This window comes from Acidobacteriota bacterium, assembly GCA_009861545.1.
Taxonomy (GTDB): Bacteria; Acidobacteriota; Vicinamibacteria; order Vicinamibacterales; family UBA8438; genus WTFV01.
In genome coordinates this window covers 1-24,535 of record VXME01000005.1, presented here as the reverse complement: position 1 = coordinate 24,535, position 24,535 = coordinate 1, and the positions used below count along the sequence as shown (strand labels likewise).

Genomic DNA, 24,535 nt, shown 5'->3' with positions numbered 1-24,535 from the left:
TCGGTCGACACCATCGACGACCAGGAACCGGAGGCGGACGAGGACTTCACCGTCACGCTCAGCAACCCCAGCGGCGCCACGCTCGGCGACGACAACGGAACGGGAACCATCACCGCCAACGACGGCGGCGGCGGTACCGGCCCGCAAGTGTCCATCGCGGACGCCGCCGCGGTGACCGAGGGGGAGACGGCGCAGTTCACCGTCACCGTCACCGGCATCGTCGACCAGACCGTCACCGTCGGCTTCCAGACCGGCGACGGCTCAGCCGTGGCGGACCACGACTACACGCCGGCATCGGGAACTCTCACCTTCACCGCGAGCGACACGACCCGGACCATCTCGGTAGTGACGATCGACGACACGATCAAGGAAGCGGACGAGACCTTCACGGTGACCCTGAGCGATCCGGACGGCGCCACGATCGCCAATGGCTCCGCGACGGGGACCATCGCCGACGACGACACGCAGTTGCCAGCCCTCTCCATCGCCGACGCCGACCCGGTGACCGAAGGCGGCACCGCGTCGTTCGAGGTGATGTTGAGTGCGGAGAGTCAGCAGGTGGTCACCGTCTCCTATGCGACTGCCGGCGGCACCGCTACCGAGGGCTCCGACTACACCGCCGAGAGCGGGATGCTCAGCTTCCAGCCGGGCGAGAGGACGAAGGCGATCCCGGTGACCACCATCGACGACGACGAACCGGAATCGGAAGAACACTTCACCGTCACGCTCAGCGACCCCGATGGCGCCACACTCGACGACGGTTCCGGGCAAGGCGCCATCACGGACGACGACGACGCGCCCCCACAGCTGTTCATCGTCGACGCGTCGGCAGAAGAAGGTGACACCGTAGTGTTTACGGTCACCCTGACGGGCACCGCCACCCAGCCCGTCACCGTCTCTTACGCGACCGACGACGGCACCGCGCTGGCGGATTCCGACTACACGCAGACATCAGGGATACTCACCTTCCCGGTGGGAACCGAGACGCAGACGATCAGCGTGCAGACGCAAGAGGACGATATAGCGGAGGCGGACGAGACCTTCACGGTGACCCTGAGCGAGCCGGACGGGGCGACGACAGAGGACGACAGCGCACTTGGAACGATCGAGGACGACGACGGCGGCGGCGGCAGCCTGCCCGTTCTCACCATCCAGGATGCAGCGGCGGTCGCCGAGGGCGGGACGGCGCAGTTTCCGGTCACGTTGAGCTCTCCGAGCTCTCAGGTGGTGACCGTCGCCTACGCAACCGCCGACGGAACGGCAAGAGCAGGTTCCGACTACACGTCGACCACGGGAACGCTGCGCTTCGAGCCGGGCGACACGACAGGGACCGTCCGGGTATCGGTGCTGGACGACGAGATCCGGGAGGCTACCGAGAGCTTCACGGTGGAGCTGAGCGACCCGGAGGCAGCGACGCTGGTCGGAGCCAGCGGCGCGGCCTCCATCATCGACGACGACCAGGGAAGGCAGCCGGCGCTGGCCATCGACGACGCGGCGCCGGTGATCGAGGGCGTGACGGCGCGGTTTCCGGTCCGGTTGAGCGCGGCCGTCGACGAGGCGGTGACCGTGTCCTACGCGACCGCGGACGGTACCGCGGTAGAGGGCTCCGACTACACGGCGTCCGACGGGACGCTGACCTTCGAGCCGGGAACCACGTTCCTGACGATAGAGGTCGCGACGTTGATGGACGACACCGCGGAGTCGGACGAGGGATTCTCCGTGAACCTCGGCGACCCGGTCGGGGCGACGCTGGAGGACGCCGTCGCGACGGGCACGATCAGGGATCTCGCCGGCCTGGGCGACGACCTGCCGGAGCTGTCGATTGCGGACGCGCCGCCGGCGGTCGAAGGGGGCACGGCCGAGTTCGTGGTGACCCTGCGCGGAGCCCGCGACCACGTGGTGACCGTGTCCTACGCGACCGCGGACGGGACGGCGAGGGGCGAGCTCGACTACACGCCGGCGGTGGGAACGCTGCGCTTCGAGCCGGCAGACACCACGTACACGGTCCCGATCCGGGTCTCGATCCTGGACGACGAGACACTGGAGGAGACCGAGGACTTCACGGCGGTGTTGAGCGGCCCGGTCGGTGCGAGACTGGCGGACGGGACCGGCAGGGGAACCATCACCGACGACGACGAGGGCAAGCTGCCTGCCCTCTCCATCGACGATGCGGCGCCCGTGACCGAGGGCCGGACGGCGCGGTTCTCGGTCCGGTTGAGCGCGGCCGTCGACCGGACCGTGACCGTGGCGTTCGCAACGGCGGACGGGACCGCGCGGGCGGGTTCGGACTACGTCGAGGCCGGGGGCACACTGACCTTCCCGCCGGGAACGACGCACCGGACGGTCGAGGTCGTGACGCGGCAGGACGAGATCGTGGAGTCGGAGGAGAGCTTCACGGTGACGTTGAGCGACCCGGCCGGAGCGGGGCTGGAGGACGACACCGGGTCGGGCACGATCGAGGACGACGATTTCATGGAGGGGTTGCCGGCGCTGTCCATCGCGGACGCGGCACCGGTATCCGAGGGAGGCGCCGCCGTCTTCGTCGTGACGCTGAGCCCGGCGAGCGAGCGGGCGGTCAGGGTGTCCTACCGCTCGGTGGACGGCACCGCGGGTGCGGGTCTCGACTACGACGCTACCGAGGGGACGCTCGGCTTCGAGCCCGGAGAGACGACCCGCACCGTCACCGTGACGACGCTTCTCGACGAGCTGCAGGAGGGCGTCGAGCAGTTCACGGTGGAGCTGAGCGAGCCCGTGGCGGCGACGATTTCCGACGCGACGGGCACGGGAACGATCACCGAGCTGGCGGAGCGGATCGAGACGATCAACCGGACCGTCCTGCCGGAGCTCGGGCGGGCGCTGGCCTTCAGCGCGGTAGCCTGTCGTTTCGATCGCGCCTTGTCGGGTCCGATGGCCCGCGGCGGGGTGCGGGGACCGGCGGGCCACCTGTCGCTCTCCCACGCGCTGACCTCCGACCGCCTGGCGTCGGAACCGCGAGCCTCGCCGCTGCGGGAGCCGTTGACTCTGGAGCGCGCGCTCAGCGACTCGTCGTTCCTCATGCCGGTGCAGGACGAGGAGGAGGGGACGGCGCGTTTCGCGGCGTGGGGCTGCGGCGACTACCGCCGCCTGGGCGGGGGCGGCGACGGATCCATCGCCTGGGACGGCGAGGCGTCCAGCATGAACGTCGGCGCCGACCTGCGACTGGGCGCCAACACGCTGGCGGGGCTCTCCATGTCGCGGTCGAAGGGCTCCTTCGACTACCGCACGGGCGGTCCGGGTGGCGAGGCCGGCGGCGGCGCCTACGACCTGCGGCTGACCGGCGTGCATCCCTACCTGGCTTGGTCGGCGTCGCCCGACCTGGACGTCTGGGGCACGGTCGGCCATGCCCGGGGCGAGCTCCGGATCGTGGACGATCTCGCCTCCGGCTCCCTCATGAGCGCCGCCACGCTCGACTCCGGAATGGTGGGAGTCAACGGCCGGGTGCTGGCGCGCGGGACGACGAGTCTGAACCTGAAGGGCGAAGCGGCGCTGGCGCGGCTCGGCATAGCCGGCGACGGCGCGATGATCGAGGCGCTGGCATTGAACATGCGGCGGCTGCGGCTGAGCACCGAGGCCAGCCGCGAGCTCGTTCTCTCCTCCGGCGGCTCGCTCACGCCGTGGGGGGAGTTGGGCCTGCGTCACGACGGCGGCGACGGCGAGACCGGCGCCGGCCTGGAAGTCGGCGGCGGCCTCCGGTACCGGAATCTCGCGGGGTGGACCACGGAGGGCTACGGGCGCTGGCTGGCGGCGCACGCGGGCGCGCTGCGCGAATGGGGCTTCGGCGCGGTGCTCCGCTACGACCCGGGGGCCTCCGGCCGCGGCCCGTCGGTGAGCCTGATGCCGGGCTGGGGCGACACCGCGAGCGGCGTGCAGCGCCTGTGGGAGCGCGGCGCGACCGATCCGCTCATGCCCGGTGCGCCCGGCTCGCGCCTCGACGCGCAGTTCGGCTACGGCTTCGCGGCGTTCCGCGGGCGGGGGGTGCTGACCCCCTTCGGGACGGTGAGCCTGGACCGCGAATACGGGCGCGGCTATCGGCTGGGGAGCCGCCTGGCCGTGGGCCGGGCCACGCACCTGAGCCTGGAAGCGGAACGGCGCGAGCGCGCCGCCGCCGCGGCGGTCCACGCCATCATGCTGCGCGGCGCTCTGCGCTTCTAGACCGGGTTCCACCTGGTCGGGCCCTGCTCCCCCGAAGCCGGTGCGGCCGCGGGTGGCCCGCGCACTCCACGTAAGATAGGCATGGAACAGACGATGTCGGATCAGGTTGAAGTTCGCCTGCCGGAGCTCGCCGAGGCGATGACGTCGGCGACGCTGGCCGCGTGGCTCAAGAGTCCCGGCGACCCGGTGACCGCGGGCGAGCCCATCGCCGAGGTCGAGACCGACAAGACTACCGTCGAGCTCGAAGCGCCCGCGGACGGCGTGCTCGCCCAGATCCGCGTCGCCGCGGGCACGAGGGACGTCGCGGTCGGCGCCCTGCTTGCCGTGGTCGTCGAAGACGCACGGGCAGGCGAGAACGGGCCGATCGCGGATTCCGCCCCGCCGCTCATCGAGGTACGGCTGCCGGAACTGGCCGACGCGATGACGTCCGCGACCCTCACCACCTGGCTCAAGGAGCCCGGCGACCCGGTGACCGCGGGCGAGCCCATCGCCGAGGTCGAGACCGACAAGACCACCGTCGAGCTCGAAGCCCCGGCCGGCGGCGTGCTCGCCGAGATCCGCGTCCCGGCGGGTACCGACGGGGTCGCCGTGGGCGCCCTGGTGGCTCTGCTGCACGGCGCCGCGCCAGGCAGGGCCGCGCCGCAGGGGACGCCGGCGGAAGCCGCGACCCTCCCGGTGGCCGCCCTCCCGGAGCCGCCGCCCGGGACGTTGGATGCCGGGGAGGTTCGGGAACCTCTCGTCGAGAGCGGTCCGGTGGAGGCGTCGGCGGCCGTCTCCACGGCGACGTCCGACGACGCTCCGCAGGCCCGGTCCGACGCGCCGGCAGCCGTGGACCCGCCGGCCTCGCAGCTGGCGCGGCGAATGGCCGAGCTGGCCGGGCTGGATCTCCGGGGCGTGGCCGGTTCCGGCGCCGGCGGGCGGGTGATGAAGGCGGACGTGGAGCGCCTGCTTCGGTCGACCCGCGAGCGCACGACGGCGCCGCTTCCGGCCCTTGAACCGGCGGCCGAACCGGCCGTTCCCGGTGCGCCGATTCCGGCGCCGGCGGCGGACCTTCCCCATGCGGATCACCCCCTGACCGCGATGCGCCGCGTCACCGCGCAGCGCGTGGCCGAGGCGAAGCGGACGGCGCCGCACTTCTACCTGGGAATCGAGTGCGCGGTCGATGCCCTCCTGGGGCAGCGCGCCGCGGGGGTCCCGGCTGGCGGCGCGGAAGCCCCGACGGTGAACGACGTGGTCGTGCGCGCCGCCGCGCTCGCCCTGCGGGAGGTTCCGCTGGCCAACTCCGCCTGGGCCGGCGACGCCGTGCGCGTCTACGATCGGGTCGATCTCGCCGTTGCCGTGCAGACGCCGGCGGGACTGGTGACGCCGGTGGTGCGCGCCGCCGACACCAGGACGCTGGCCGAGATCGCCGCCGAGTTGCGCCGGCTCGCGGCGGACGCGCGCGCCGGCCGCCTGCAGCCGGCCGACTACCAGGGCGGCACGTGCACGATCTCCAACCTCGGGATGTACGGCGTATCGAGCCTCTACGCCATCCTGAACCCGCCGCAGAGTTGTATTCTCGGGGTCGGCGCCGTCACCGAGCGGCCCGTCGTCCGCGACGGCGCGGTCGCGGTGGGGTCGATGATGACGATCACGCTCTCGGCCGACCACCGCGCCATCGACGGCGTCACCGGCGCGGAGCTGCTGCGCGCGCTCAAGGCGCTCCTCGAGGATCCGCAACAAATCTACGGGTGACCCGCCGCGGCAGGCACCCCTCGGTTCTCAACCCGCAAGGACAAGTCTCAGATGTCAGCGACGTACTCGACATTCGCCTCCACCGTACAGGGAGAGACCGCCTTCACCGTGCTCGCCGTGGCCAAGCGCCTGCTCGCGGCCGGCAAGGACGTCATCGAGCTGGAGATCGGCGACAGCCCGTTCCCGACCTCGCCGGCCGCCCTCGACGCCGGCGTCCGCGCGGTGAAGGAAGGCCACACGCACTACGGTCCGTCGCTCGGCATGCCCGACTTCCGCGCCGCCGCGGCGGCGTACCTGCAGCAGCAGTACGGCCTCCCGGTGAACGCGGCACACGTCGTGGTGGGACCGGGCGCCAAGATCTACGAGCAGTTCTTCTGCGAGGCGTTCGTCAACCCGGGTGACGGCGTGCTCGTCTTCAGCCCGCACTTCCCCACCTACCCGGCGAACATCCAGCGGCGCGGCGGGCGGATGGTGGTGTCGCGGCTGCGCGCCTCGCACGATTTCCGCCCGAGCCTGGAGGACGTCGAGCGCTTCCTGGCGAAGGACCCGAGCCCGAAGGCGATCTTCCTCAACAGCCCCCACAACCCGACCGGCGGGGTCGCGACGCTCGAGGATCTCGAGGGCCTCGCCGACCTGATTCGCGGCCGGGACGTGGCGGTGTTCAGCGACGAGCCCTACGACGCGATGGTCTGGCGCGGCCGGCACCACACGCTGCTGAGTCAGCCCGGGATGTTCGACCACTGCGTCGCCGCCTACACCTTCAGCAAGTCGTTCAGCATGAGCGGGTGGCGGCTCGGCTTCGCGGTGAGCAGCCCGGCCACGATTGAGGTGATCGGCACGCTGACCAACACGGCGCTGTCGTGCGTGCCCCCGTTCACGCAGATCGCCGGCATGGCGGCGATGGCGGTGGACGGGCCGGTGCGCGACGAGCGGATGGCCGACTTCCGGCGCAAGGTCGAGCGGCTGGTCGACGGCCTCAACACCATCGACGACATCTCGTGCCTGATGCCCGGCGGCACGTTCTACGCCTTCCCTTCCGTCAAGCGGATCTGCAACCGCTACGGCATCACGTCGCACGGACTGGCGCTGTTCCTGCTCGAGGCGGCGGACGACGCCCGCGGCGTCGCCTGCCTCGGCGGGGAGTGCTTCGGCGAGGCGGGCGGCGGATTCCTGCGCCTGAGCTGCGCCGAGCCGGACGAAAGGCTGGCCGAGGCGGTAGCGTTCATCGGGGAGGCGGTGACCCGCGGCGAGCGGGTGGCGTCGTACCTGGAATCGCATCCCGAGCACCGGCTGCCGGAGCCGTACGGGGACGATTGAGCGCGACCCTTCGGCCGCGTTGGGAGTCTCGCCGGCGCGAGACTCCGTCGCAGACTCCTGGCGTCACATTGCGGGCGCCGAGTACTTCCTGCTAGGGTTCCTTAAGGGGTCGAGGACGGCAAATGGGGCTGCGCGAGCGACTGTTCGGCGGGAAGAAGAGCGCGGAAGAGGCACCGGATCCACTGGCCGATCTCGTCCTGGCGAAGCTCAAGGTCGGTTACCTGGTCGACTACGACCTGCAGACGTGGCGGGTCACCGGCTACTCCCGCTACCGGTTCTCGGGCGTGGACGACGTTGAGGAGTGGGAGTTGACCGCCGACGGCGAACAGCGCTACCTGGAGCGCGCGGCCGACGCCTGGTCGCTGTCGCACAAGATCGCCGTCGGCGACATCCTGGGCGACGTTCGGCAGCACATCCTCGACCACGAGGATCCGCCGGAGACGATCATCTTCAAGGGCGCCGCGTACCGCCTCGACGCGTCCTACGCCGGGCACCTGCTGCCGGACGGCAGCGGCGTCCCCGAGCCGCTGATTCGCTGGGAGTTCGTCGACGAGGCCGAGACCGGCTTCGTCGGTATCGAGCAGTGGGGCGAGACGGAGTTCACCGCCGCTGCAGGCTCGGTGGTCGAGGACTACCAGTTCACGCACATTCTGCCGGGGAGTCCGACATGAGTTGCCGCTGGCCGGTTCCGCAACCGCGCGTCGGTCTCGCGCCGATCGTCCTGGCCGTCCTGCTCGCCGCCGCATGCGACACGCAGACCCCCCTCGAACGGCTGCAGGCGCAGCTCGAGACGTACCCGGAGTACTCGGTGGTCCTGCAGGACATGGACGAGGACCTGTTCGGGTACTCGCACCGGTACCAGGTAGTCGTCGGCGCGCCGCAGGCCGGGTCGGACGAGTTGGTCTACCGGGAAGCGGTCCTCGACTGGCAGCAGGTCGACTCCGGGACCTACGAGCGCTACCGGCCGTTCCTCGGCATGGTCGTCCTCTCGAAGAGCCCGGGCGGTAACGTCGATCAGGACGCGCACCCGCCCGGATACCGGCAGGTGGGCGACGAGCGGTACGGGCAGTGGCGTGAAGACTCCAGCGGGCGGTCGTTCTGGGAGTTCTACGGGCAGTACGCGCTGCTGAGCCACATCATGGGCGGCTTCGGGCGGCCGATCTACCGCGACGACTGGAACGGCTACCAGGATGCGCGGAGCCGCGGCCAGACGTACTACGGCCCCAGCGCTCCCGGCGGCGGCCGCACGTACGGCACGAACGGGTCCACCACCCGCCAGACCAGGCCCGACTTCTTCCGCCGCCAGCAGGCGCGGCAGGCGTCGCAGAGCCGGTCGTTCGGTCAACGGGTAAGCGGCCGCATGGCGGGCGGCATGCGCAGCTTCGGCAAGTAGCCGGGGGGAGAGACTTCATGTCGGTAGAACAGATTCTGCCCGGCTTCGTCCACTTGGCCGTCGTCCTCGTGCTGCTCCTCGTCGGCAAGTGGACCTACGACGGGTTGCACCGCGGCTTCGCGTTGCGGACCGAGCTGATCGAGAAACGCAACCTGGCGGCCGCGGTGGCCGTCGCCGGCTACTACCTGGGGCTGGCCATCGTCCTGGGCGGCGTCGTCTCCGGCCCCGCCTCGTTCAGCCTCCTCGACGACGTCATCGGGCTCGCCATCTTCGGCCTGCTCGGCATCGTACTGCTGAACCTCTCGGCCCTGATCAACGACAAGGCGGTGTTCTCGCGGTTCGCCATCGAGCGCGAGATTGTCGAGGACCGCAACGTTGGCGTCGGCATCCTGGAAGGGGCCAGCTACGTCGCCGTCGGCCTGATCACCGCCGGCGCGATGTCCGGGGAGGGCGGCTTGGCGTCCGGGTTGGCGTTCTGGATCGCGGGGCTCGTCGCGCTGATCGTGGCCGGGCGGCTGTACGACCGGATCACGCCCTACGACCTGCACGACGAAATCGAGAAGGGCAACACCGCCGTCGCGGCGGCGTTCGCGGGGGTGCTCGCCGGCTTCGGCAACGTCATCCGGCTGGCCGGCGAGGGCGACTTCGTCTCCTGGAACCAGAGCCTGACCGAGTTCGGCTACTACACCGTGGCCGGGCTGCTGCTGCTGCCGCTCGTGCGGCTGTTCGCCGACAAGGTCCTGCTCCCCGGCGCGCGGCTGGGCGACGAGCTGGTGCGGGAAGAGCCGCACCTGGGCGCCGGCGTCATCGCCGGAGCGACCTACCTGGGCGCGTCGATGCTGATCGGGTTGACGCTGTAGGAGTCCCCGGCGCGGCTGGCCCACACTCCCTGACAAGGCCGCCGATCAACCTGCCTGCCGAGGACGATGAGAGCATTGGCGTGGAGGCCGCGGCCCGCGGCGGCGGTGGTCGCGTTCCTGCGGCGCGAGAACCTCTTCCGCCTCATGGGCGTGATCGTCGTGCTGATCCTGACCGGGGCCGCCGGCCTCACGTACTTCGAGGAGGATCGGCCCTTCCACGACGCGCTCTGGTGGGCCATTGTCACCCTGACGACGGTCGGCTTCGGAGACATCTCGCCGGAGACGCTCGGCGGCCGGGTGATCGGCGTCGTGCTGATGTTCTTCGGCATCGGCGTGCTCGGCACCTTCACGGGTACCATCGCCAGCGCGTTCGTCGCGCAGCGACAGAGAAAGGACCGCGGCATGGGCGATTGCGACCTGGAGGGCCACATCATCCTGTGCGGATGGAACTACCGGACGCAAGAGATCCTGAAGGACCTGCGCGCCGATTCCCGCTCGGCGGAGAGGCCCATTGCGCTGGTGGCCGACGTCGAGACCAATCCGGCGAGCGACGATGACCGTCTCTGCTTCGTGCGCGGCTCCGAGACCGAGGACGACCTGAAGCGGGCGGGCATCAAGAAGGCGAAGACCGTCGTCCTGGTCGGCGACCGATCCCAGGACTACCGGGCGCGCGACGCCAAGGCCGTGCTGGCCGTGTTGACGGTCAAGAGTCTGAACAAGAAGGTCTACACCATCGTCGAGCTGGCCGGCGAGGAGAACGAGCGCCACTGCAAGCAGGCCGGGGCCGACGAGATCGTCGTAAGCGCGGACCTGTGCAGCCACGTCATCTCGACAGCGGCCCTCGATCACGGCATCTCGACGGTGCTGCACGAGTTGCTGAGCGCGCAGAAGGGCCATGACCTCGTCACCGAGCCCGTGCCGGAGGGATACGACGGGCGGTCGTTCATCGAGGTGTTGTCGGAGCTCAAGGACAAGAAGGGCATGATCGCCTTGGCGATCCAACGCCACGGGATCGGCGAAATCGTTACCAATCCCGACGCCAGTTTCCCCGTGAAGACCGACGACCGCCTGGTGGTCATCTCGAACCGTGCCCGGGCCGGGACACGGAGAACCGAAGTGTTCGGAAGTTCATCGTGACGACCTGCGTCGCAACGGGAAACCGGCGATCCACCGAACCGGTCGAAGTGCGGGATCGTAGATCCACATGTTGGGCCGGACCGCGGACGGCCCGGCAGCTTCCGGTTACGATTCGACCGCAGGACGCGAAACGGGACACGCAAGGAGGCGTGACACTAGATGGCTGAGCATTTCGACAGGGTCAAGGGCTACCTGCTCGACCTCGGGCTGACTATCACGGCCGAGAACGAGGCCGAGGAGCTCGTGGTGGTCGACGACGAGGAGAACGGCATCAAGAAGCTGTTCATCGACTGCGAGGCGCCAATCGTCATTCTCGAGCAGTTGATCGGCCACGCGCCGAAGGACCCCGGGGACCTCTTCGTGCGGCTGCTGCAGATGAACAACACGCTGGTGCACGGCGCCTTCGTCCTCGACGAGAACGCGGCGCGCATCTTCTACCGCGATACGCTGCAGCTCGCCAACCTGGATGCGAACGAGCTGGAAGGCTCCATCGACGCCCTCTCGCTCGCGATGGCGGAGCACGGCGCGGAGTTGCTCGACTACCTGAAGCGATAACGATCCGAGGAGAAGGACGATGGCCAGTATCTTTCGCAGGATGTTCAAGGTCGCGGAATCGAACGCCCACGCGGCGATCGATCACCTCGAGGACCCGATCAAGATGACCGAGCAGGGCATCCGGGACCTGAAGAAGAACCTGCAGGCGGCGATGGTGAGCCTGGCGCAGGTGAAGTCGCTCGCCATCCGCATGCAGAAGGAGGCCGGCGACCACAAGCGGCGCGCGGCGGAGTACGAGCGCAAGGCGATGCTGCTGCTCAAGCGCGTCGAGGCCGGCGAGATGGACGCGGGCGAGGCGGAGCGCCTGGCGACCGCGGCGCTGGCGAAGAAGGAGGACGCCATGCAGCAGGCGGTCCGGGTGGGCGGCGACCACCAGACGCAACAGCGGATGGCGGATCAGCTCCAGGCCAAGGTCGAAGACCTCAAGCGGCAGATCAACAAGTACCAGAACGAGCTGATCACCTTGCGCGCCCGCGCGCGCACCGCGTCGTCGATGCGCAAGATCAACCAGCAGCTCGCCGGCGCCGACGCGAGCGGCACCGTGGCCATGCTGGAGAAGATGAAGCACAAGGTCCAGGAGGAGGAATCGCTGGCCGAGGCCTACGACCAGCTCGCCGACGTCGGCGGCACGATCGAGGAGGACATCGACAAGGCCCTGTCGGCGCCCTCGCCCAGCTCCGGGGCGGACGCGCTGGCGGAACTGAAGAAGAAGATGGGCATGGCGACGGCGTAGCCGGTGCGGACTGCGGCTACAGGCACCCGGCGGGGACCTGCACGATCGTGTCGCTCAGCATCTCCACGCGGTCGCTGTTGTTGACCACGATGCCGAACGGCAGCTCGTGACGCGCGATGAACCGCTGCAGTCCCGCCAACTGTTTCAGCCCGGTCCGACGGCCGAACTTGATCTCTATCGGCAGCAGCCCGAAGGCGCCCTGCAGCACCAGGTCCACTTCCGCCCCGTTCCTGGTGCGGAAGTGGTAGTAGTCCCAGCGGGTGACGCGGCTGGCCTGGACGCCCTTGATGATCTCCTCGATGACGAAGGACTCGAAGTTCTGGCCGACCTGCGGAGCGCGCAGCAGCTTCTCGCGGGAATCGATGCCGGCCAGGTAGTGGTTGATCCCGCTGTCCCGCACCAGTCCCTTGGGCGACTTGACGACGGATCCGGTCCGCGCGTCGAGGAAGGACGGGATTATCCGCCAGAAGAAAGTCCTGTCCGCCATCTCCAGATAGTCCCGAATGGTGACCTCGGAGACGTCTATGGACCGCCCCAGTTGCGCCTTGTTGATGACGGTGCCGGAGAGCGAGGACAGCATGGTCACGAACCGCCGGTACCGCACGGCATCGAGCCTGGGGAACAGCTTTCGCATGTCCCGCTCTACGTACGTGCGGAAGTAGTTCTCCATCCAGGCGGCGCGGGTGAAGTCGTCGCCCGACAGCGTCGGCTCCGGATAGCCGCCGCGCAGGAAGCCGGGAATCACGTCCGGCAAGGGGCACTCCAGCTTGCGGATCGCCTGCAGGGTAGCGGGGCTCAGATCCTGCTCCAGCAGCCGATAGAACGGCGGCAGCGGCAACCGCTCGATTTCGTTGATCTTGAGGGTCCCCACCTCCACTATGGCGATGCGTCCGGCCAGCGAGTCGCTCGCCTCGCGGAGCAGATCGGGCGAGCTGGACCCGGTCAGGAGAAAGCGGTCGGTTTCACCCCGTGCCGCGTCCACGACCCCGCGCAGTTGCCGGAACAGCCGCGGATCCTCCTGCGCTTCGTCGAGGACGATGCGCCGGGGATACTCGCCGAAGAAGAAGTCGTAGTCCCGGGTGATCAGGTCGTAGTCGGCGGCGTGCTCCAGGTCGAAGTACCGCCAGCCCGGACGCACCATCCGACTCAAGGTCGTCTTGCCGGCCTGTCGCGCCCCGACGAGCATGACGACAGGGAAACGCTCCAGCAGCCGGTTGACACGTCCGGCCAGATTTCGCCGAAGGCCAGTCATTTACAAACTCTACACTAGGATTTTACTGGCTTGTTTGCGCCGGAGGCGTCGACCCTCCTCCAGGAGGTCGCCATCGCCGGCGTTGGGGGTCACGTTGGCGAGGCCGATTCCGCAAGCGCGTCCGGCGTCAGAGCGAGCTCGAGAACGGGTGGCCGAGGTCGCGCATGACCGCTTCGGCCGCGCCGACGCCATGGTACTGCGCTTCCTCGAAGAGCGAGAGCCCGCTCATGTCGGAGTGCGCGAAGCGGATCGGGCCGCGGGGCGCCGCCGCCTCCCGGCGGGCGGAGCCCCACGCGAAGCCGGGGACGGGACGAATCATCGCGTGGCCCCACAACATCACGTCGGCGTGCGTCACGAGCGACTCGATTCCGGGGTGGGCCCGCCCGAGGTCGGCGAGGATCAGCGACACCCAGTCGCGCCACTCCCGCTCCAGCATCCACGCCCGGGCCGTCGCGGGGTTCGCCGCCGCGAGGGGCAGGTAGTAGGTGAGCACGCTGCGTCCCGTCGTCATCCGCAGGTCCTGGTGGGTCGCGACCACGTAGCCGAGCGACGGGCTGTCGTAGAGCACGTTGTCCCAAGCCGCACCCTCCGGCAGCCGATCGACCGTCAGGTTGGCGACCATCCACGGTGAATAGGTGAACGCCTCGATTCCGGCCGGCGCGTAGCCGTCGATGACGCGGGGCGTCGTGAAGCGGGGCAGGGCGTAGATGCACCGGCGGGCCCGGTACCGCACCGTCGTCTCGTCGCCAGTGTCCAGCACGTCGATGTCGACGCCGCCGGCCGTCCCGGAGCCGGCCGCCGCGACTCCGGTCTGCGAGCCGCCGACCGCCGAGCCCGCACGCGGTTCTCCCCCGATCGGCCTTACCCGGTAGACCAGCATGCCGGTGCGGACGCGGCCCTCGATGCGGTCCAGCAGGTGCCGGACGATGCGGCCGTTGCCCTCGGGCCAGGTCAGGTACTCGACGTCGGCGGGGCGCGCGCAGAAATAGTGCCACCCCGCCCAGGCCGACGTGGTGTCGAGCGTGCAGCCGTAGTCGTCGCGGCAGCAGTAGTCGACGTACCAGCGGAGCCGGGGCGAGTCCCAGCCGGCGCGGTCGAAGTACTCGCGCATCGAGATGCGGTCCAGCGCCAGGATCTGCGGATCGGTCGTCGCGGCGGCGACCGGCAGTGCGAACGCCCTGCGGCCCTGCGAATCCCGATAGTCGCGGTACCGCCGCACCTGCGTCTCGAACGCCGCGAGGGCCTCCCCGGCGCCGCCCGCGGCCTCGCCGTCCGCTTCGACGATGCCGCGTGCCGACAGCCCCTCGCGCCACCGGCCGTCGATGAAGACACGCTCCTGCGGGGCGTGGCACAGATGCCGCGGGTCGTAGATCGGCTCGCCGTCCGGCCCGTGATCCCGGACCAGCCCCATCTCCGCGACCAGCTCGCGCACCGCGGTCGATTCGGGAGTCGGCACGGGCAGGTAGTGGGCGCCCCACGGGTAGGCCGAGACGGCGTTCTCGCCCCATCGCGCGTTGCCGCCCGGCTCCGGCTCGAGCTCCAGCACCACGAAATCCCGGAAACCGCTGCCCGCGAGCTTCCAGCCGGCCGACAGTCCGGCGATGCCGCCGCCCACGATGGCGACCGGCAACTCGTGGATCTGTCGGGGCTCGGGAAACGTGCCGTCCCGCAGCCGATGACCGACCCGGTGCGACGTGCCGACGATGCGTCCCGTGATGCGGCCGGCGTCGAGCGCCCGGTTCCCGGGCGACGGCGGCCGCGGCGCACAGCCCAACGCCAGCGCCGCCGCGGCGCCGGGTCCCATCCGCAGCAGATCCCGTCGCGTGAGGCGGGGAAGCGCGCCGCGCGCGGGTTCGGGCGGCTTCATCGCCGCGCGTCCCCGCGCGTACCGCTCCCGCCGCGCGCGTACCGCTCCCACCCGGCTGCGTGGTACTGCACCAGGATCTGGTTGTTCAGTTGGTTCACCTCCACCGGGACCGCGTCCATGTCGGCCGGGAAGGTGAACAGCGTTTCCGCGATCCCCGGCGTGAGGAACCGCAGCCCCGGCGGGAACGCGCCCCGCGCCCGCAGCGGCTCGTGCGACGCGAGCACGTAGCCCCATTCCCCGAACGTCGGCACCGGGGCGTGATACGGAACGGCGTGCAGCCCGGCGGCGCGAACGGTCTCGACGACGCACCAGAACGCCTGCCGGGACACCAGCGGCGAGGTGCTCTGGAGCGCAGCCACGCCGCCCGGGCGCAGGCGCTCGCGGAGGCGCCGATAGAAGGTGGTCGTGTAGAGCTTGCCGAGCGAGTAGGTGCGCGGGTCCGGGAAGTCGACCACGATGAAGTCGTAGCGGGTGGCATCCGATTCGACCCAGACGAACGCGTCGGCGTTGATCACGTCGACCCGCGGCGAGCGGAGTGCGTAGTCGTTCAGGGCGGCGACGGCCTCATGGTCGCGGAAGAGGTCCGTCATCAGCGGGTCGAGGTCGACCAGCGTGACTGCCTCGACGCGGTCGTCCTTCAGGATCTCCCGGACCGCCATCCCGTCGCCGCCGCCGAGCACCAGCACCCGGCGCGGGTCGCGGACCGAGGCCAGCCCCGGATGCACGAGCGCCTCGTGGTAGCGGTACTCGTCCAGGGACGAGAACTGTAGGTTGCCGTCCAGGAAGAGCTGCACGCCGCCGTCGCCTCTGGTCAGCACGATGCGCTGGTAGGGCGACGTGCGCGACAGGACGACCGGGTCGTCGTGGAGCCGCCGCTCCGACCAGTCCACCAGATCGTCGGAGAACACCGCTCCCAGCACCAGCACCCCGAGCGCGGCGTAGGCCTGCGCGGTGAGTCGCGGCCGGCCGTGCTGCCGCCGGAAGACGTGGCAGGTCCAGACCGCGACCAGCACGTTGAGGCCGCCGAAGACGAACGACGAGCGCATCAGTCCGACCTGCGGCACGAGCCACAGCGGAAACACCAGCGACGCGGCCAGCGCCCCCAGGTAGTCGAGGGACAGCACCCGCGAGACCAGGTCGTGCAGCGGGAACTCGTCCTTCAGGATACGGATCAGGAACGGGATCTCCAGGCCCACCAGCACGCCGGTGGCGGCGACCCACGCGTAGAGCACGACGCGGAACACGGCGACCTCGCCGAACGCGAAGAACAGGACCGGCGACGACAGGCCGCCCACGAGGCCGACCAGGATCTCGATCTCGATGAAGCGCGTTATCAGATCCCGCTGGAAGTAGCGCGACAGGTACGACCCCACCCCCATCGAGAACAGATAGACGCCGATGACAGTCGAGAACTGCGTGACGCTGTCGCCCAGCAGGTAGCTGGCGATCGTGCCGGCCAGCAGCTCGTAGATCAGCCCGCAGGTGGCGATGGTGAAGACGGCAACCAGCAGGACCCTGGTGGGGGCCCCCGCGTAGTCGGTCGACTCGGCGGGCTGTTCGTTCATGGGGCCGCGACCGCGCCGCGGCGCTGATCCCTGGCCCGTGCCGGCGGCGATTGGAAGGGCGGGGCGGGGGCCGCGACCGCGACCGGCCGCGGTCCCCCTTGTTCCCGGGCAGTCCGTACTCGGACTTCTAGAGCCCCTCGGCGTTCTTCATCAGGTTGCCGTGCGTCTCGGCAACCTCGAGTCCGCCCTCGCCCTCTTGCCATCCCGTGCGGCCGTCGCCGTTGGCGTCCACGCCGGAGAGAAGCGCCTGGGCCAGCGTGTTCAGCTCCGCCACGAGGCCGGCGGCCTCGTCGGCCGACGTCGCCATCTCGATCTTCTCCGCCAGCATGACGATCTCGTCGGCCCGCGCGACCGTGTTCTGCGCCGAGGTGGCCACGTGCTCGGCGTGCGTCTTCACCGCGCCGGACGCGTCGCCCGAGTTGGCGGCGGCCATGATGTGCTTGGCGGCGCCTTCCGCGGCCTGCTTGACCCCGTAGCCGTTGCCCGGGCCGTTCTCGATCTGCGTCGGGTCGACGGCGTGCAGCACGTGTGCGGTGTGCCGCTTGATCGAGTCGAGGTTGCTCGGGTCGGATGCCGCGAGCGAGGCGTGCCGCGCCGCGATCTGCGCCTCGGCGATCGCCGCCGGCAGCAGGCCGGCCATCTCCGGCGTGTCACGCCACTGGTCCATCACGTGGCCGATGTGGTTGTGCGCCTGCGCGGCGGCGCCCTGCACGCCGGCGAAGAGCGCGACGAGAGCGAAGACGAGAACGAGGCCGATGCCGGTTGCGCGTGTCATGTCAATCCTCCTCGGGAATCCGGCGGCGGCCCCGGATCGTGAAGCCGCCGGGTGAACGATCGCCTTCCTAATATACCGTGGCCGGGACGGGGAACGAGAACCGCGCGGCCGCCTTCCGCGGGCGCGGCGCGCACCGCAGGGCTTTCCGATATGCTTGAAGAACGCGCCCGCGCACCGTTAGTCCGATGATCGATTCCCGCAGAAAGTCCTCGCTGATCCTGGTGGTCGCCGCCGCCCTGGCCTCTACGGCCTCCGATTGCGAACAGTCGCCGCGAGGGTTGGAGCCCTCATCCCTCGCCACCATCCAAGTGCGCCTCGAGAGCGAGCCGGCCGCCGAGCCGGCCGCCGAGGAGCAGGCGGCGTTCGAAGGCTGCCTGACCCGCATGGAAGAGAACAACAACGTCAGGCCCAGTTGGCGCAACTACGCCGCCACGGTGCTGAACGAGACGGCGCCGAACAACTTCGAGACCCAGTTCTTCGACGTGCCGGTGAACATCGTCCACACGATGACGGTGCACGACCGCAACCAGTGCCGCCGCGACCCGCGCCGGGACGGCCGGGTCACGACGGGCGTCTGGGTCAACGGAACACGTGTCGAGCGCGTCGTCCAGCAGACGAACGCACTCCAGTTCGCCGTCGATGAGGAAGGCGTCGTCGAGTCGCCGCCGATCGAATAGGCGCGATGCCATGCGTGACGCGTGCCGCTCCCTGCTCCGCTTCGTGACAGTCGCCGCGACAATCCTCGTTGCCGCGCCCCTCTCCCACGCGCAGCGGTCCGACCCCGACGTGCTGCGCGCGATCCGGGAAGAGGGATTCCGGCGATCCGAGGCGCTGGAGATCGTCAGTTGGCTCAGCGACGTCTACGGCCCCCGCGTGACCGGGACGCCGGCGATCGAGGCGGCCGGGGAGTGGGCCGCGGACCGCATGCGCTCGTGGGGGTTGCGCGTCTCCGAGGAGCGGTTCGCGTACGGGCGCGGCTGGTCGCTCGAACGCTTCCACGCGCACATGGTCGAGCCCCAGGTGATGCCGATCATCGGCTACCCGCGCGCCTGGACGCCGGGCACGTCGGGCACCGTCTCGGCCGAGGTCGTCCGCGTCGACGTCACCTCGCGCGCCGCCCTCGAACGCCATCGCGGCCGTCTGCGGGGGAAGATCGTGCTGGCGCAGGAACCGCGCGACGTCGGGTTGCTCGACGGCGACCTGGTGCTGCGGATGGACGACCGCCTGCTGGAGGAAGCGGCGCGCCCGGCCCGCGGGCGGTCGCGGCAGGCGAGCAGCGGCGGCAGCGGGCCGCAGCTCCAGAACCACGTGCAGGCGTTCTTTCTGGAAGAGGGCGTCGTCGCGGTGCTCGACCGGGGCAGCGATCTCGCCCGGGTCGGCGGGGCGCCGCTGGGAAGCGACCTGGTCTGGCCGACGCAACGCACGGACGGCGGCACGCTGTTCGTCGGACCGGGCGGGTCGCGGGCGACGGGAGCGCGCGAGGTGGTTCCCGCCGTGACCATCGCGGTCGAGCACTACAACCGCATGATCCGCATCCTCGAGAAGGGCCTGCCCGTCACCGTCGAGATCGACATCCGGACCCGCTTCCACGACGAGGTGCGGCCGAACGGCTTCAACCTGCTGGCCGATTTGCCGGGGACCGACCTCGCCGACGAGGTGGTCATCCTTGGCGCGCACTTCGACTCGACGCACGCCTCCACCGGGGCGACCGACAACGCCGCCGGGGTGGCCGCGATGATGGAGGCGGCCCGCATCCTCCAGGCCGTGGACGCCCGCCCGCGGCGCACGATTCGGGTCGCGCTGTGGGGCGGCGAGGAAGAGGGACTGCTCGGCTCTCGGGAGTACGTCCGGCGTCACTACGCCGATCCGCGGACGACGGCGCGCCGGCCGGATCACGCGAAGGTGTCCGCCTACTACAACCTGGACAACGGCGCCGGGCGCATCCGCGGCATCTGGCTGCAGGGCAACACGGCCGCGGCCCCCCTCTTCGAGGCGTGGATGCGCGACCTCGGCGATCTCGGCGTCACCACCATCGGCCGGCGGTCGACGCGCGGCACGGACCACCTTCCGTTCGACGTGGTGGGGATTCCGGGATTCCAGTTCATCCAGGATCGGCTGGAGTACAACTCCCGGACGCATCACTCCAACATGGACTTCTACGACCGTGTGCAGCGCGACGACCTGCTCCAGATGGCGGTCGTCTCGGCGGTCTTCGCCTACCGAACGGCCATGCTCGACGAGCGGCTGCCGCGCAAGCCGCTGCCCGCCAACCGGCGCCGCGCGCAATAGTCGGCGGCACACGCCGGACGACGCGGCGAGGCGCCCCCCCGCCCGCAAGGGGTAGACTCACGCGAAACGGTCCGGATGGGGAGGATGCATCGATGAGCAGACGGCATGTACAGGTGCTCTCGCTGGCAGCCGCGCTGGCGTTCGCCGGTTGCGGCGGCGGAACCGGAAGCGAGTCGGCGGCGGGGGCGGAGGGCGAAGCGGCGACCGGCGGCAACGCCTTGCCGATCCTGGCCCTGGACGACGTCAAGCCGAGCCAGAGCGGGCTGGTGTGGCAGGAGGTCGCGAACACGCAGATCGAGGTCACCTACGACCGGCCGGTCGCGCGCGGCCGCGATCTGTTCGGCGGTATCGTGCCGTTCGGCGAGATCTGGAACCCGGGCGCCAACGACGCCACCGCCATCGGGTTCACGCGCGACGTCACCATCAACGGCAACGCGTTGCCGGCGGGCAGGTACAGCCTCTGGGCGATTCCCGATCCGAACCGCTGGACGATCATCTTCAACCGTCAGGCCGACGTCTACCACACGCCCTACCCCGGCGAGGAGGACGACGCGCTGCGGTTCATGGCGTCGCCGCGCCGCGGGGCGCACATGGAGACGCTGGCCTTCTACTTCGCGGCGGTTGAGAAGAAGGACGCGGAGCTGCGGCTGCACTGGGGCGAGACCTACGTCCCCTTCAGCATCACGGTGCCATAACGATGGGAAGCCCTGGCGTCGTCGACCGGCGCAGATTCCTCCGGTCCGGCGCGCTGGCGGGCGCGGCGCTGGCGGCCGGCTCCTCCGGCTGCGGGTCGGCGCTCGATCCCGGCGCCGCCGTGCGGGCCGCGCCCGGGGCGCAAGCGGGAACCGCGCCGGGGCAGACGAGCGCCACCGGGCCCGGAGCACCGCCGGAGCCGTTCGATCTCGAGGAGGTCTCGATTGGCGATCTGGCGGCGTCGATGGCCTCCGGCGAGCGGACCGCGCGGTCCGTCACCGAGGCGTACCTCGCCCGCATCGCGCAGATCGACCGGCAGGGGCCGACCCTGCGGAGCGTGATCGAGACCAACCCCGACGCGCTCGACATCGCGGCCGGCCTCGATCGGGAACGCGCGGAAGGCCGCGTGCGGTCGCCGCTCCACGGCGTGCCCGTTCTGGTCAAGGACAACATCGACACCGCCGACCGCATGACGACCACCGCGGGGTCGTTGGCCCTCGCCGGGTCCGTCCCGGCCGAGGACTCGCACGTCGCACAGCGGCTGCGGGAGGCCGGCGTCGTCCTGCTCGGCAAGGCAAACCTGAGCGAGTGGGCCAACTTCCGGTCGACCCGCTCGTCGAGCGGCTGGAGCGCGCGCGGCGGGCAGTGCCGCAATCCGTACGCCCTCGACCGCAACCCGTGCGGCTCGAGCTCCGGCTCCGGCGCCGCCGTCTCGGGCAACCTGGCGGCGGCGGCCATCGGCACCGAGACCGACGGCTCGATCGTCTGCCCGTCGACAGCCAACGGCATCGTCGGCATCAAGCCGACCGTCGGCCTGTTGAGCCGCGCCGGCATCGTGCCGATCTCCGAGACCCAGGACACGGCGGGCCCGATGGCGCGCTCCGTCCGCGACGCGGCGCTGCTGCTCGGCGCCATCGCCGGCCCCGACCCGCGCGATCCCGCCACCGCCCCCGGCGAGACGCGAGGTCTCGACGACTACACGCCGTTCCTCGACACCGACGGGCTGCGCGGCGCCCGCATCGGCATCCAGCGCAGCGTCTTCGGCTTCCACGAGGCGGTCGACGGCTTGATGGAGGAGGCAATCGCGGTGTTGCGCGCCCGCGGCGCGGTCATCGTCGATCCGATCGACCTGGCGGCGAGCGGGGCGCTGCGGCGGGCCGAGACCGAGGTGCTCTTCTACGAGTTCAAGGCGGGCCTGAACGCCTACCTGCAGAACCTGCGGAACCCGCCGATCCGGTCGCTGGCGGATCTCATCGCCTTCAACGAGCGACACGCCGACGAGGAGCTGGCTTACTTTGGCCAGGAACGGCTGATCGCGGCGCAGAGCAAGGGGCCGCTCTCGTCGATGGAGTACAGGCGGGCGCACGCCACGGCGCGCCGCCTCTCGCGCGCGGCGGGGATCGACCGCGTCATGGATGGCGGGACCCTCGACGCGATTCTCGCCCCCACCGGCGGACCGGCCTGGGTCACCGACCTGGTCAACGGCGACCACTTCGGCGGCAGCAGCTCGCAGTTCGCGGCCGTGGCCGGCTACCCCAACGTCACCGTACCGGCCGGCTTCGTCCACGGCCTGCCGGTCGGCGTCTCCTTCTTCGGGCGCGCGTGGAGCGAGCCGACGCTGATCCGCATCGCCTACGCCTTCGAGCAGGCGACGCGGCACCGGCGGGCGCCGCGGCTGCTGGCGACGGCGGACGTGCCGGCATGACGAGCGACCGGCTGCACCTGCGGAGCCTGTCGATCCGTGGCTTTCTCGGAATCAAGGATCTCTGCATTCGCCGGCTCGGGCGGGTCACGCTTCTCGCTGGGCGGAACGGCATCGGCAAGACTACGGTGCTCGACGCCGTGCGCGTGTACGCCGCGCGCGCTGCGTTCCCGGCTCTCTATCAGCTCCTGCACCGTCGCGAGGAAGTCTCCACGCTTACAGACAGAGAAGGAGCATTCATCCCTGACGTGTCCGCACTCTTCCACGGACGGGACATCGGAACCACCCGCATCTCAATCGGATCGAGCGATCTCGACAGCGTCCAGATCGAAAAGACGGACTCCAGTGATCCCCAGGCGGCGAAACTGGTGAAGGACCTTGCCGACTTCCTGCCGCACGGACCCGGGCCGTTGTTCAGGATCAGCTTTCGGGGAAGAGAGAGCGTAGGTGCGTGGCACGTTCCCCTGATGAACCGATACGGTGGGGGCAGGTTCCAGGCACGGGGAGCCATTCCCGATCTGCCGTTGCTTGGGGACGATGTTCCGGATCCCTTTCTCGAAGTGGCGTGCGTACCCCTGGGACCGGGACTGTTGACCAACAGCGAGATCGCGCAGGCCTGGGATCGAGTCGCCCTGACGAGTGACGAGGAGCTGGCCGTTCAGTCGCTCAAGCTGGTCTTCGGCGACGCGGTGGAGCGAGCCGCGATGATCGGCGCCGAGACCCACGCCAAGCGGCACGCCGTGCGTCGTCCCGTCGTCAAGCTGCGGCACCATCCTCGTCCCGTGCCGTTGCGGAGCCTCGGTGACGGCGCGGTTCGCCTGTTCGGCGTCGCCATGGCCCTCGCGTGCAGCGGAGACGGGTTCCTGGTCATCGACGAGGCGGAGAACGGCATTCACTACACCGTCCATTCCGACTTCTGGCGCATGGTCTTGCTCACGGCCAGAGAGCAAAACGTGCAAGTGCTCGCGACAACCCATAGCTGGGATTGCGTGCGCGGGTTCGCGCAGGCCGCGGCCGACGGCAGGGAGTCGGACTGCGTCCTCGTTCGACTGGATCGAGACGGCGAGGAGATTCGGGCTGTCGAGTACTCCTGCGAAGACCTCGCGACCGCCGCCGAGCAAGGGATCGAGGTCCGATAGAACCGATGCCCAGCATCGATCCGCCGGAACGCGTGTTGCTCGTCGAGGGCGAGAGCGACCTACACGTGGTCCATCATCTCTGCCGGCGTCAGGATGAGCCGATGCCGAGCTTCCGGATCGAAGACAAGGGCACGCTCGGCCAGGTCCTCGATGCCATCGGCCCGGAGCTCAAGGTGTCCGGCCGCAAGGCGCTCGGCGTTCTGGTGGATGCAGACGACAGCCTCGCAGACCGGTGGGGCGATCTGTCGAACCGGTGCCGAGCCGCGAACATCGACCTGCCGCACCAGCCGCCCGCGACCGGCACCATCCTGGAACAGGGCAATGGTCGGCCTCGCATCGGCATCTGGTTGATGCCCGACAACGAATCTCCCGGTGAGCTCGAAGACTTCGTCCGAACGATGGTTCCCACCGACGATCCGGTCTGGCCTCGGTCGGAGAACTACATCGACCGAATTCCGGTAGCGGATCGCAGATTTCGACCGGGCAAGTTGCTCCGGGCGAAGCTGTACGCCTGGCTCGCAACGCGAGAGAATCCCGGCCGCATGGGTGCCGCGATCCGCGCACGAGACCTGCGGGTCGACGGCGTTCTCGGATCGACTTTCGCCCAGTGGCTGCGGTCGTTGTTCAGGTGACATCACCAGACGGTAACAAGACATGCCGACTACATCACTCCTCGAAGAAGCCCTCGACGCCTGGGCCGACGCCCGCCGCGGCGTGATCGCCGAGCTGCGCTGCGTGCCGGCCGGTCAGATCGACTTCCGTCCCGCCGACGGCGCCCAGTCCGCCGCCGAGATCGCCCAGCATATCGTCGACACCGCCCTCATGTGGTGCGGCGAGCTCTCCGACCCGGCGGGCGATTTCACCCGCAAGAGCTTCCCGGCGTTCATCCGCGAGTACGGCACGCCGAAGAAGGAACGCCCCGGCGACAGGGCCGGCCTCGTCCGCCTGCTCCGGAGCACCCACGCCCAGGGAGTGCGGCAACTCCGCGAGACCGGCGAGGTCGGCATGCTGCAGACCATCCGCCGCTTCGACGGCGAGCTCTGGACGCGTCTGGCGTGGCTGCAGCACGGCATCGCCCACGAGGAGTACCACCGCGGCCAGCTCGCACTCTACGTGCGGCTGCTGGGGAAGACGCCGGCGCTGACGAAGTTGATCCAGGGCGGCGGGTAGTATTGCAGAGGTGTCGCCCGCGCGATACTGCGAGCATGCTTGGTTGGCGTCGGCTCGCGAGTGATGCGCACCGTTCGATGGACGAAAAGAAGATGGACAGAGAATTGAAGGTCTTCGTTTACGGGGTGATTCGTCAATAGATACGGGCATGGAATGGGCCCGG

At 69.9% G+C, this 24,535-nt stretch carries 20 protein-coding genes and 1 pseudogene (1 of these 21 cut by a window edge); 17 read left to right on the top strand and 4 right to left on the bottom strand.

Annotation, left to right across the window (positions count from 1 at the left end):
• From F4X11_00790 to F4X11_00745, 10 genes and pseudogenes are all read left to right on the top strand, one after another.
• Window positions 1-175 (top strand): annotated as a pseudogene (locus tag F4X11_00790) (hypothetical protein) (it extends 2,204 nt beyond the left edge of the window).
• Entirely contained in the window at window positions 148-4,191 is a 4,044-nt protein-coding gene (locus F4X11_00785; GenBank protein ID MYN63562.1) for a hypothetical protein, read from the top strand. The pseudogene F4X11_00790 and the gene F4X11_00785 overlap by 28 nt, the downstream one beginning before the upstream one ends.
• An 81-nt stretch (window positions 4,192-4,272) precedes the next feature.
• A complete protein-coding gene (locus F4X11_00780) occupies window positions 4,273-5,925 on the top strand; it encodes a pyruvate dehydrogenase complex dihydrolipoamide acetyltransferase (protein MYN63561.1) in 1,653 nt (550 codons plus the stop codon).
• Between the two features lie 51 nt (window positions 5,926-5,976).
• Entirely contained in the window at window positions 5,977-7,242 is a 1,266-nt protein-coding gene (locus tag F4X11_00775; GenBank protein MYN63560.1) for an aminotransferase class I/II-fold pyridoxal phosphate-dependent enzyme, read from the top strand.
• Between the two features lie 122 nt (window positions 7,243-7,364).
• Window positions 7,365-7,913, top strand: a complete 549-nt coding sequence (locus F4X11_00770) for a DUF4178 domain-containing protein (GenBank protein ID MYN63559.1) — start codon at window positions 7,365-7,367, stop codon at window positions 7,911-7,913.
• Window positions 7,910-8,635 carry a hypothetical protein gene (locus F4X11_00765; GenBank protein MYN63558.1) on the top strand — a complete coding sequence of 242 codons (726 nt, stop codon included), beginning with the start codon at window positions 7,910-7,912 and terminating at the stop codon, window positions 8,633-8,635. Before F4X11_00770 ends, F4X11_00765 begins: the two co-directional genes overlap by 4 nt.
• 17 nt (window positions 8,636-8,652) lie before the next feature.
• On the top strand, window positions 8,653-9,495 hold the full coding sequence (locus F4X11_00760) for a DUF350 domain-containing protein (protein MYN63557.1): 843 nt from the start codon (window positions 8,653-8,655) through the stop codon (window positions 9,493-9,495).
• A 66-nt stretch (window positions 9,496-9,561) separates the two neighbouring features.
• A complete protein-coding gene (locus F4X11_00755; protein ID MYN63556.1) occupies window positions 9,562-10,632 on the top strand; it encodes a cag pathogenicity island protein Cag26 in 1,071 nt (356 codons plus the stop codon).
• Window positions 10,633-10,791: 159 nt separating this feature from the next.
• Window positions 10,792-11,187 carry a YbjN domain-containing protein gene (locus F4X11_00750; GenBank protein ID MYN63555.1) on the top strand — a complete coding sequence of 132 codons (396 nt, stop codon included), beginning with the start codon at window positions 10,792-10,794 and terminating at the stop codon, window positions 11,185-11,187.
• 19 nt (window positions 11,188-11,206) lie between these two features.
• Window positions 11,207-11,920, top strand: a complete 714-nt coding sequence (locus F4X11_00745) for a PspA/IM30 family protein (GenBank protein ID MYN63554.1) — start codon at window positions 11,207-11,209, stop codon at window positions 11,918-11,920.
• Between the two features lie 16 nt (window positions 11,921-11,936).
• Here the strand turns inward: F4X11_00745 and F4X11_00740 are convergent, their stop codons facing one another.
• From F4X11_00740 to F4X11_00725, 4 genes are all read right to left on the bottom strand, one after another.
• Window positions 11,937-13,172: an ATP-binding protein gene (locus F4X11_00740; GenBank protein MYN63553.1), complete on the bottom strand. Its 1,236-nt coding sequence runs from the start codon at window positions 13,170-13,172 to the stop codon at window positions 11,937-11,939.
• Between the two features lie 127 nt (window positions 13,173-13,299).
• Window positions 13,300-15,039 carry an NAD(P)/FAD-dependent oxidoreductase gene (locus F4X11_00735; protein ID MYN63552.1) on the bottom strand — a complete coding sequence of 580 codons (1,740 nt, stop codon included), beginning with the start codon at window positions 15,037-15,039 and terminating at the stop codon, window positions 13,300-13,302.
• The gene (locus F4X11_00730) at window positions 15,036-16,604 is read right to left on the bottom strand and encodes a polyamine aminopropyltransferase (GenBank protein ID MYN63551.1); all 1,569 of its coding nucleotides are present in this window, start codon (window positions 16,602-16,604) and stop codon (window positions 15,036-15,038) included. Before F4X11_00730 ends, F4X11_00735 begins: the two co-directional genes overlap by 4 nt.
• 127 nt (window positions 16,605-16,731) lie before the next feature.
• The gene (locus tag F4X11_00725; GenBank protein ID MYN63550.1) at window positions 16,732-17,379 is read right to left on the bottom strand and encodes a hypothetical protein; all 648 of its coding nucleotides are present in this window, start codon (window positions 17,377-17,379) and stop codon (window positions 16,732-16,734) included.
• Window positions 17,380-17,564: 185 nt separating this feature from the next.
• Between F4X11_00725 and F4X11_00720 the strand changes: the two genes are divergently transcribed.
• The 7 genes from F4X11_00720 (at window position 17,565) to F4X11_00690 (ending at window position 24,372) form a co-directional block, all read left to right on the top strand.
• Entirely contained in the window at window positions 17,565-18,056 is a 492-nt protein-coding gene (locus tag F4X11_00720) for a hypothetical protein (GenBank protein ID MYN63549.1), read from the top strand.
• 10 nt (window positions 18,057-18,066) lie between these two features.
• Complete coding sequence (locus tag F4X11_00715; protein MYN63548.1) at window positions 18,067-19,668, top strand: M20/M25/M40 family metallo-hydrolase; 1,602 nt, start codon at window positions 18,067-18,069, stop codon at window positions 19,666-19,668.
• Between the two features lie 92 nt (window positions 19,669-19,760).
• Window positions 19,761-20,363 (top strand): DUF2911 domain-containing protein, encoded by a 603-nt coding sequence (locus F4X11_00710; GenBank protein MYN63547.1) that lies wholly within the window; start codon window positions 19,761-19,763, stop codon window positions 20,361-20,363.
• 2 nt (window positions 20,364-20,365) lie between these two features.
• A complete protein-coding gene (locus tag F4X11_00705; GenBank protein ID MYN63546.1) occupies window positions 20,366-22,066 on the top strand; it encodes an amidase in 1,701 nt (566 codons plus the stop codon).
• Window positions 22,063-23,202, top strand: a complete 1,140-nt coding sequence (locus F4X11_00700) for an AAA family ATPase (GenBank protein MYN63545.1) — start codon at window positions 22,063-22,065, stop codon at window positions 23,200-23,202. The genes F4X11_00705 and F4X11_00700 overlap by 4 nt, the downstream gene beginning before the upstream one ends.
• A 5-nt stretch (window positions 23,203-23,207) precedes the next feature.
• Window positions 23,208-23,834 (top strand): hypothetical protein, encoded by a 627-nt coding sequence (locus F4X11_00695; GenBank protein ID MYN63544.1) that lies wholly within the window; start codon window positions 23,208-23,210, stop codon window positions 23,832-23,834.
• A 22-nt stretch (window positions 23,835-23,856) separates the two neighbouring features.
• Window positions 23,857-24,372, top strand: coding sequence for a DinB family protein (locus F4X11_00690; protein ID MYN63543.1), 516 nt, complete (start codon window positions 23,857-23,859; stop codon window positions 24,370-24,372).
• Window positions 24,373-24,535: the final 163 nt, after the last annotated feature.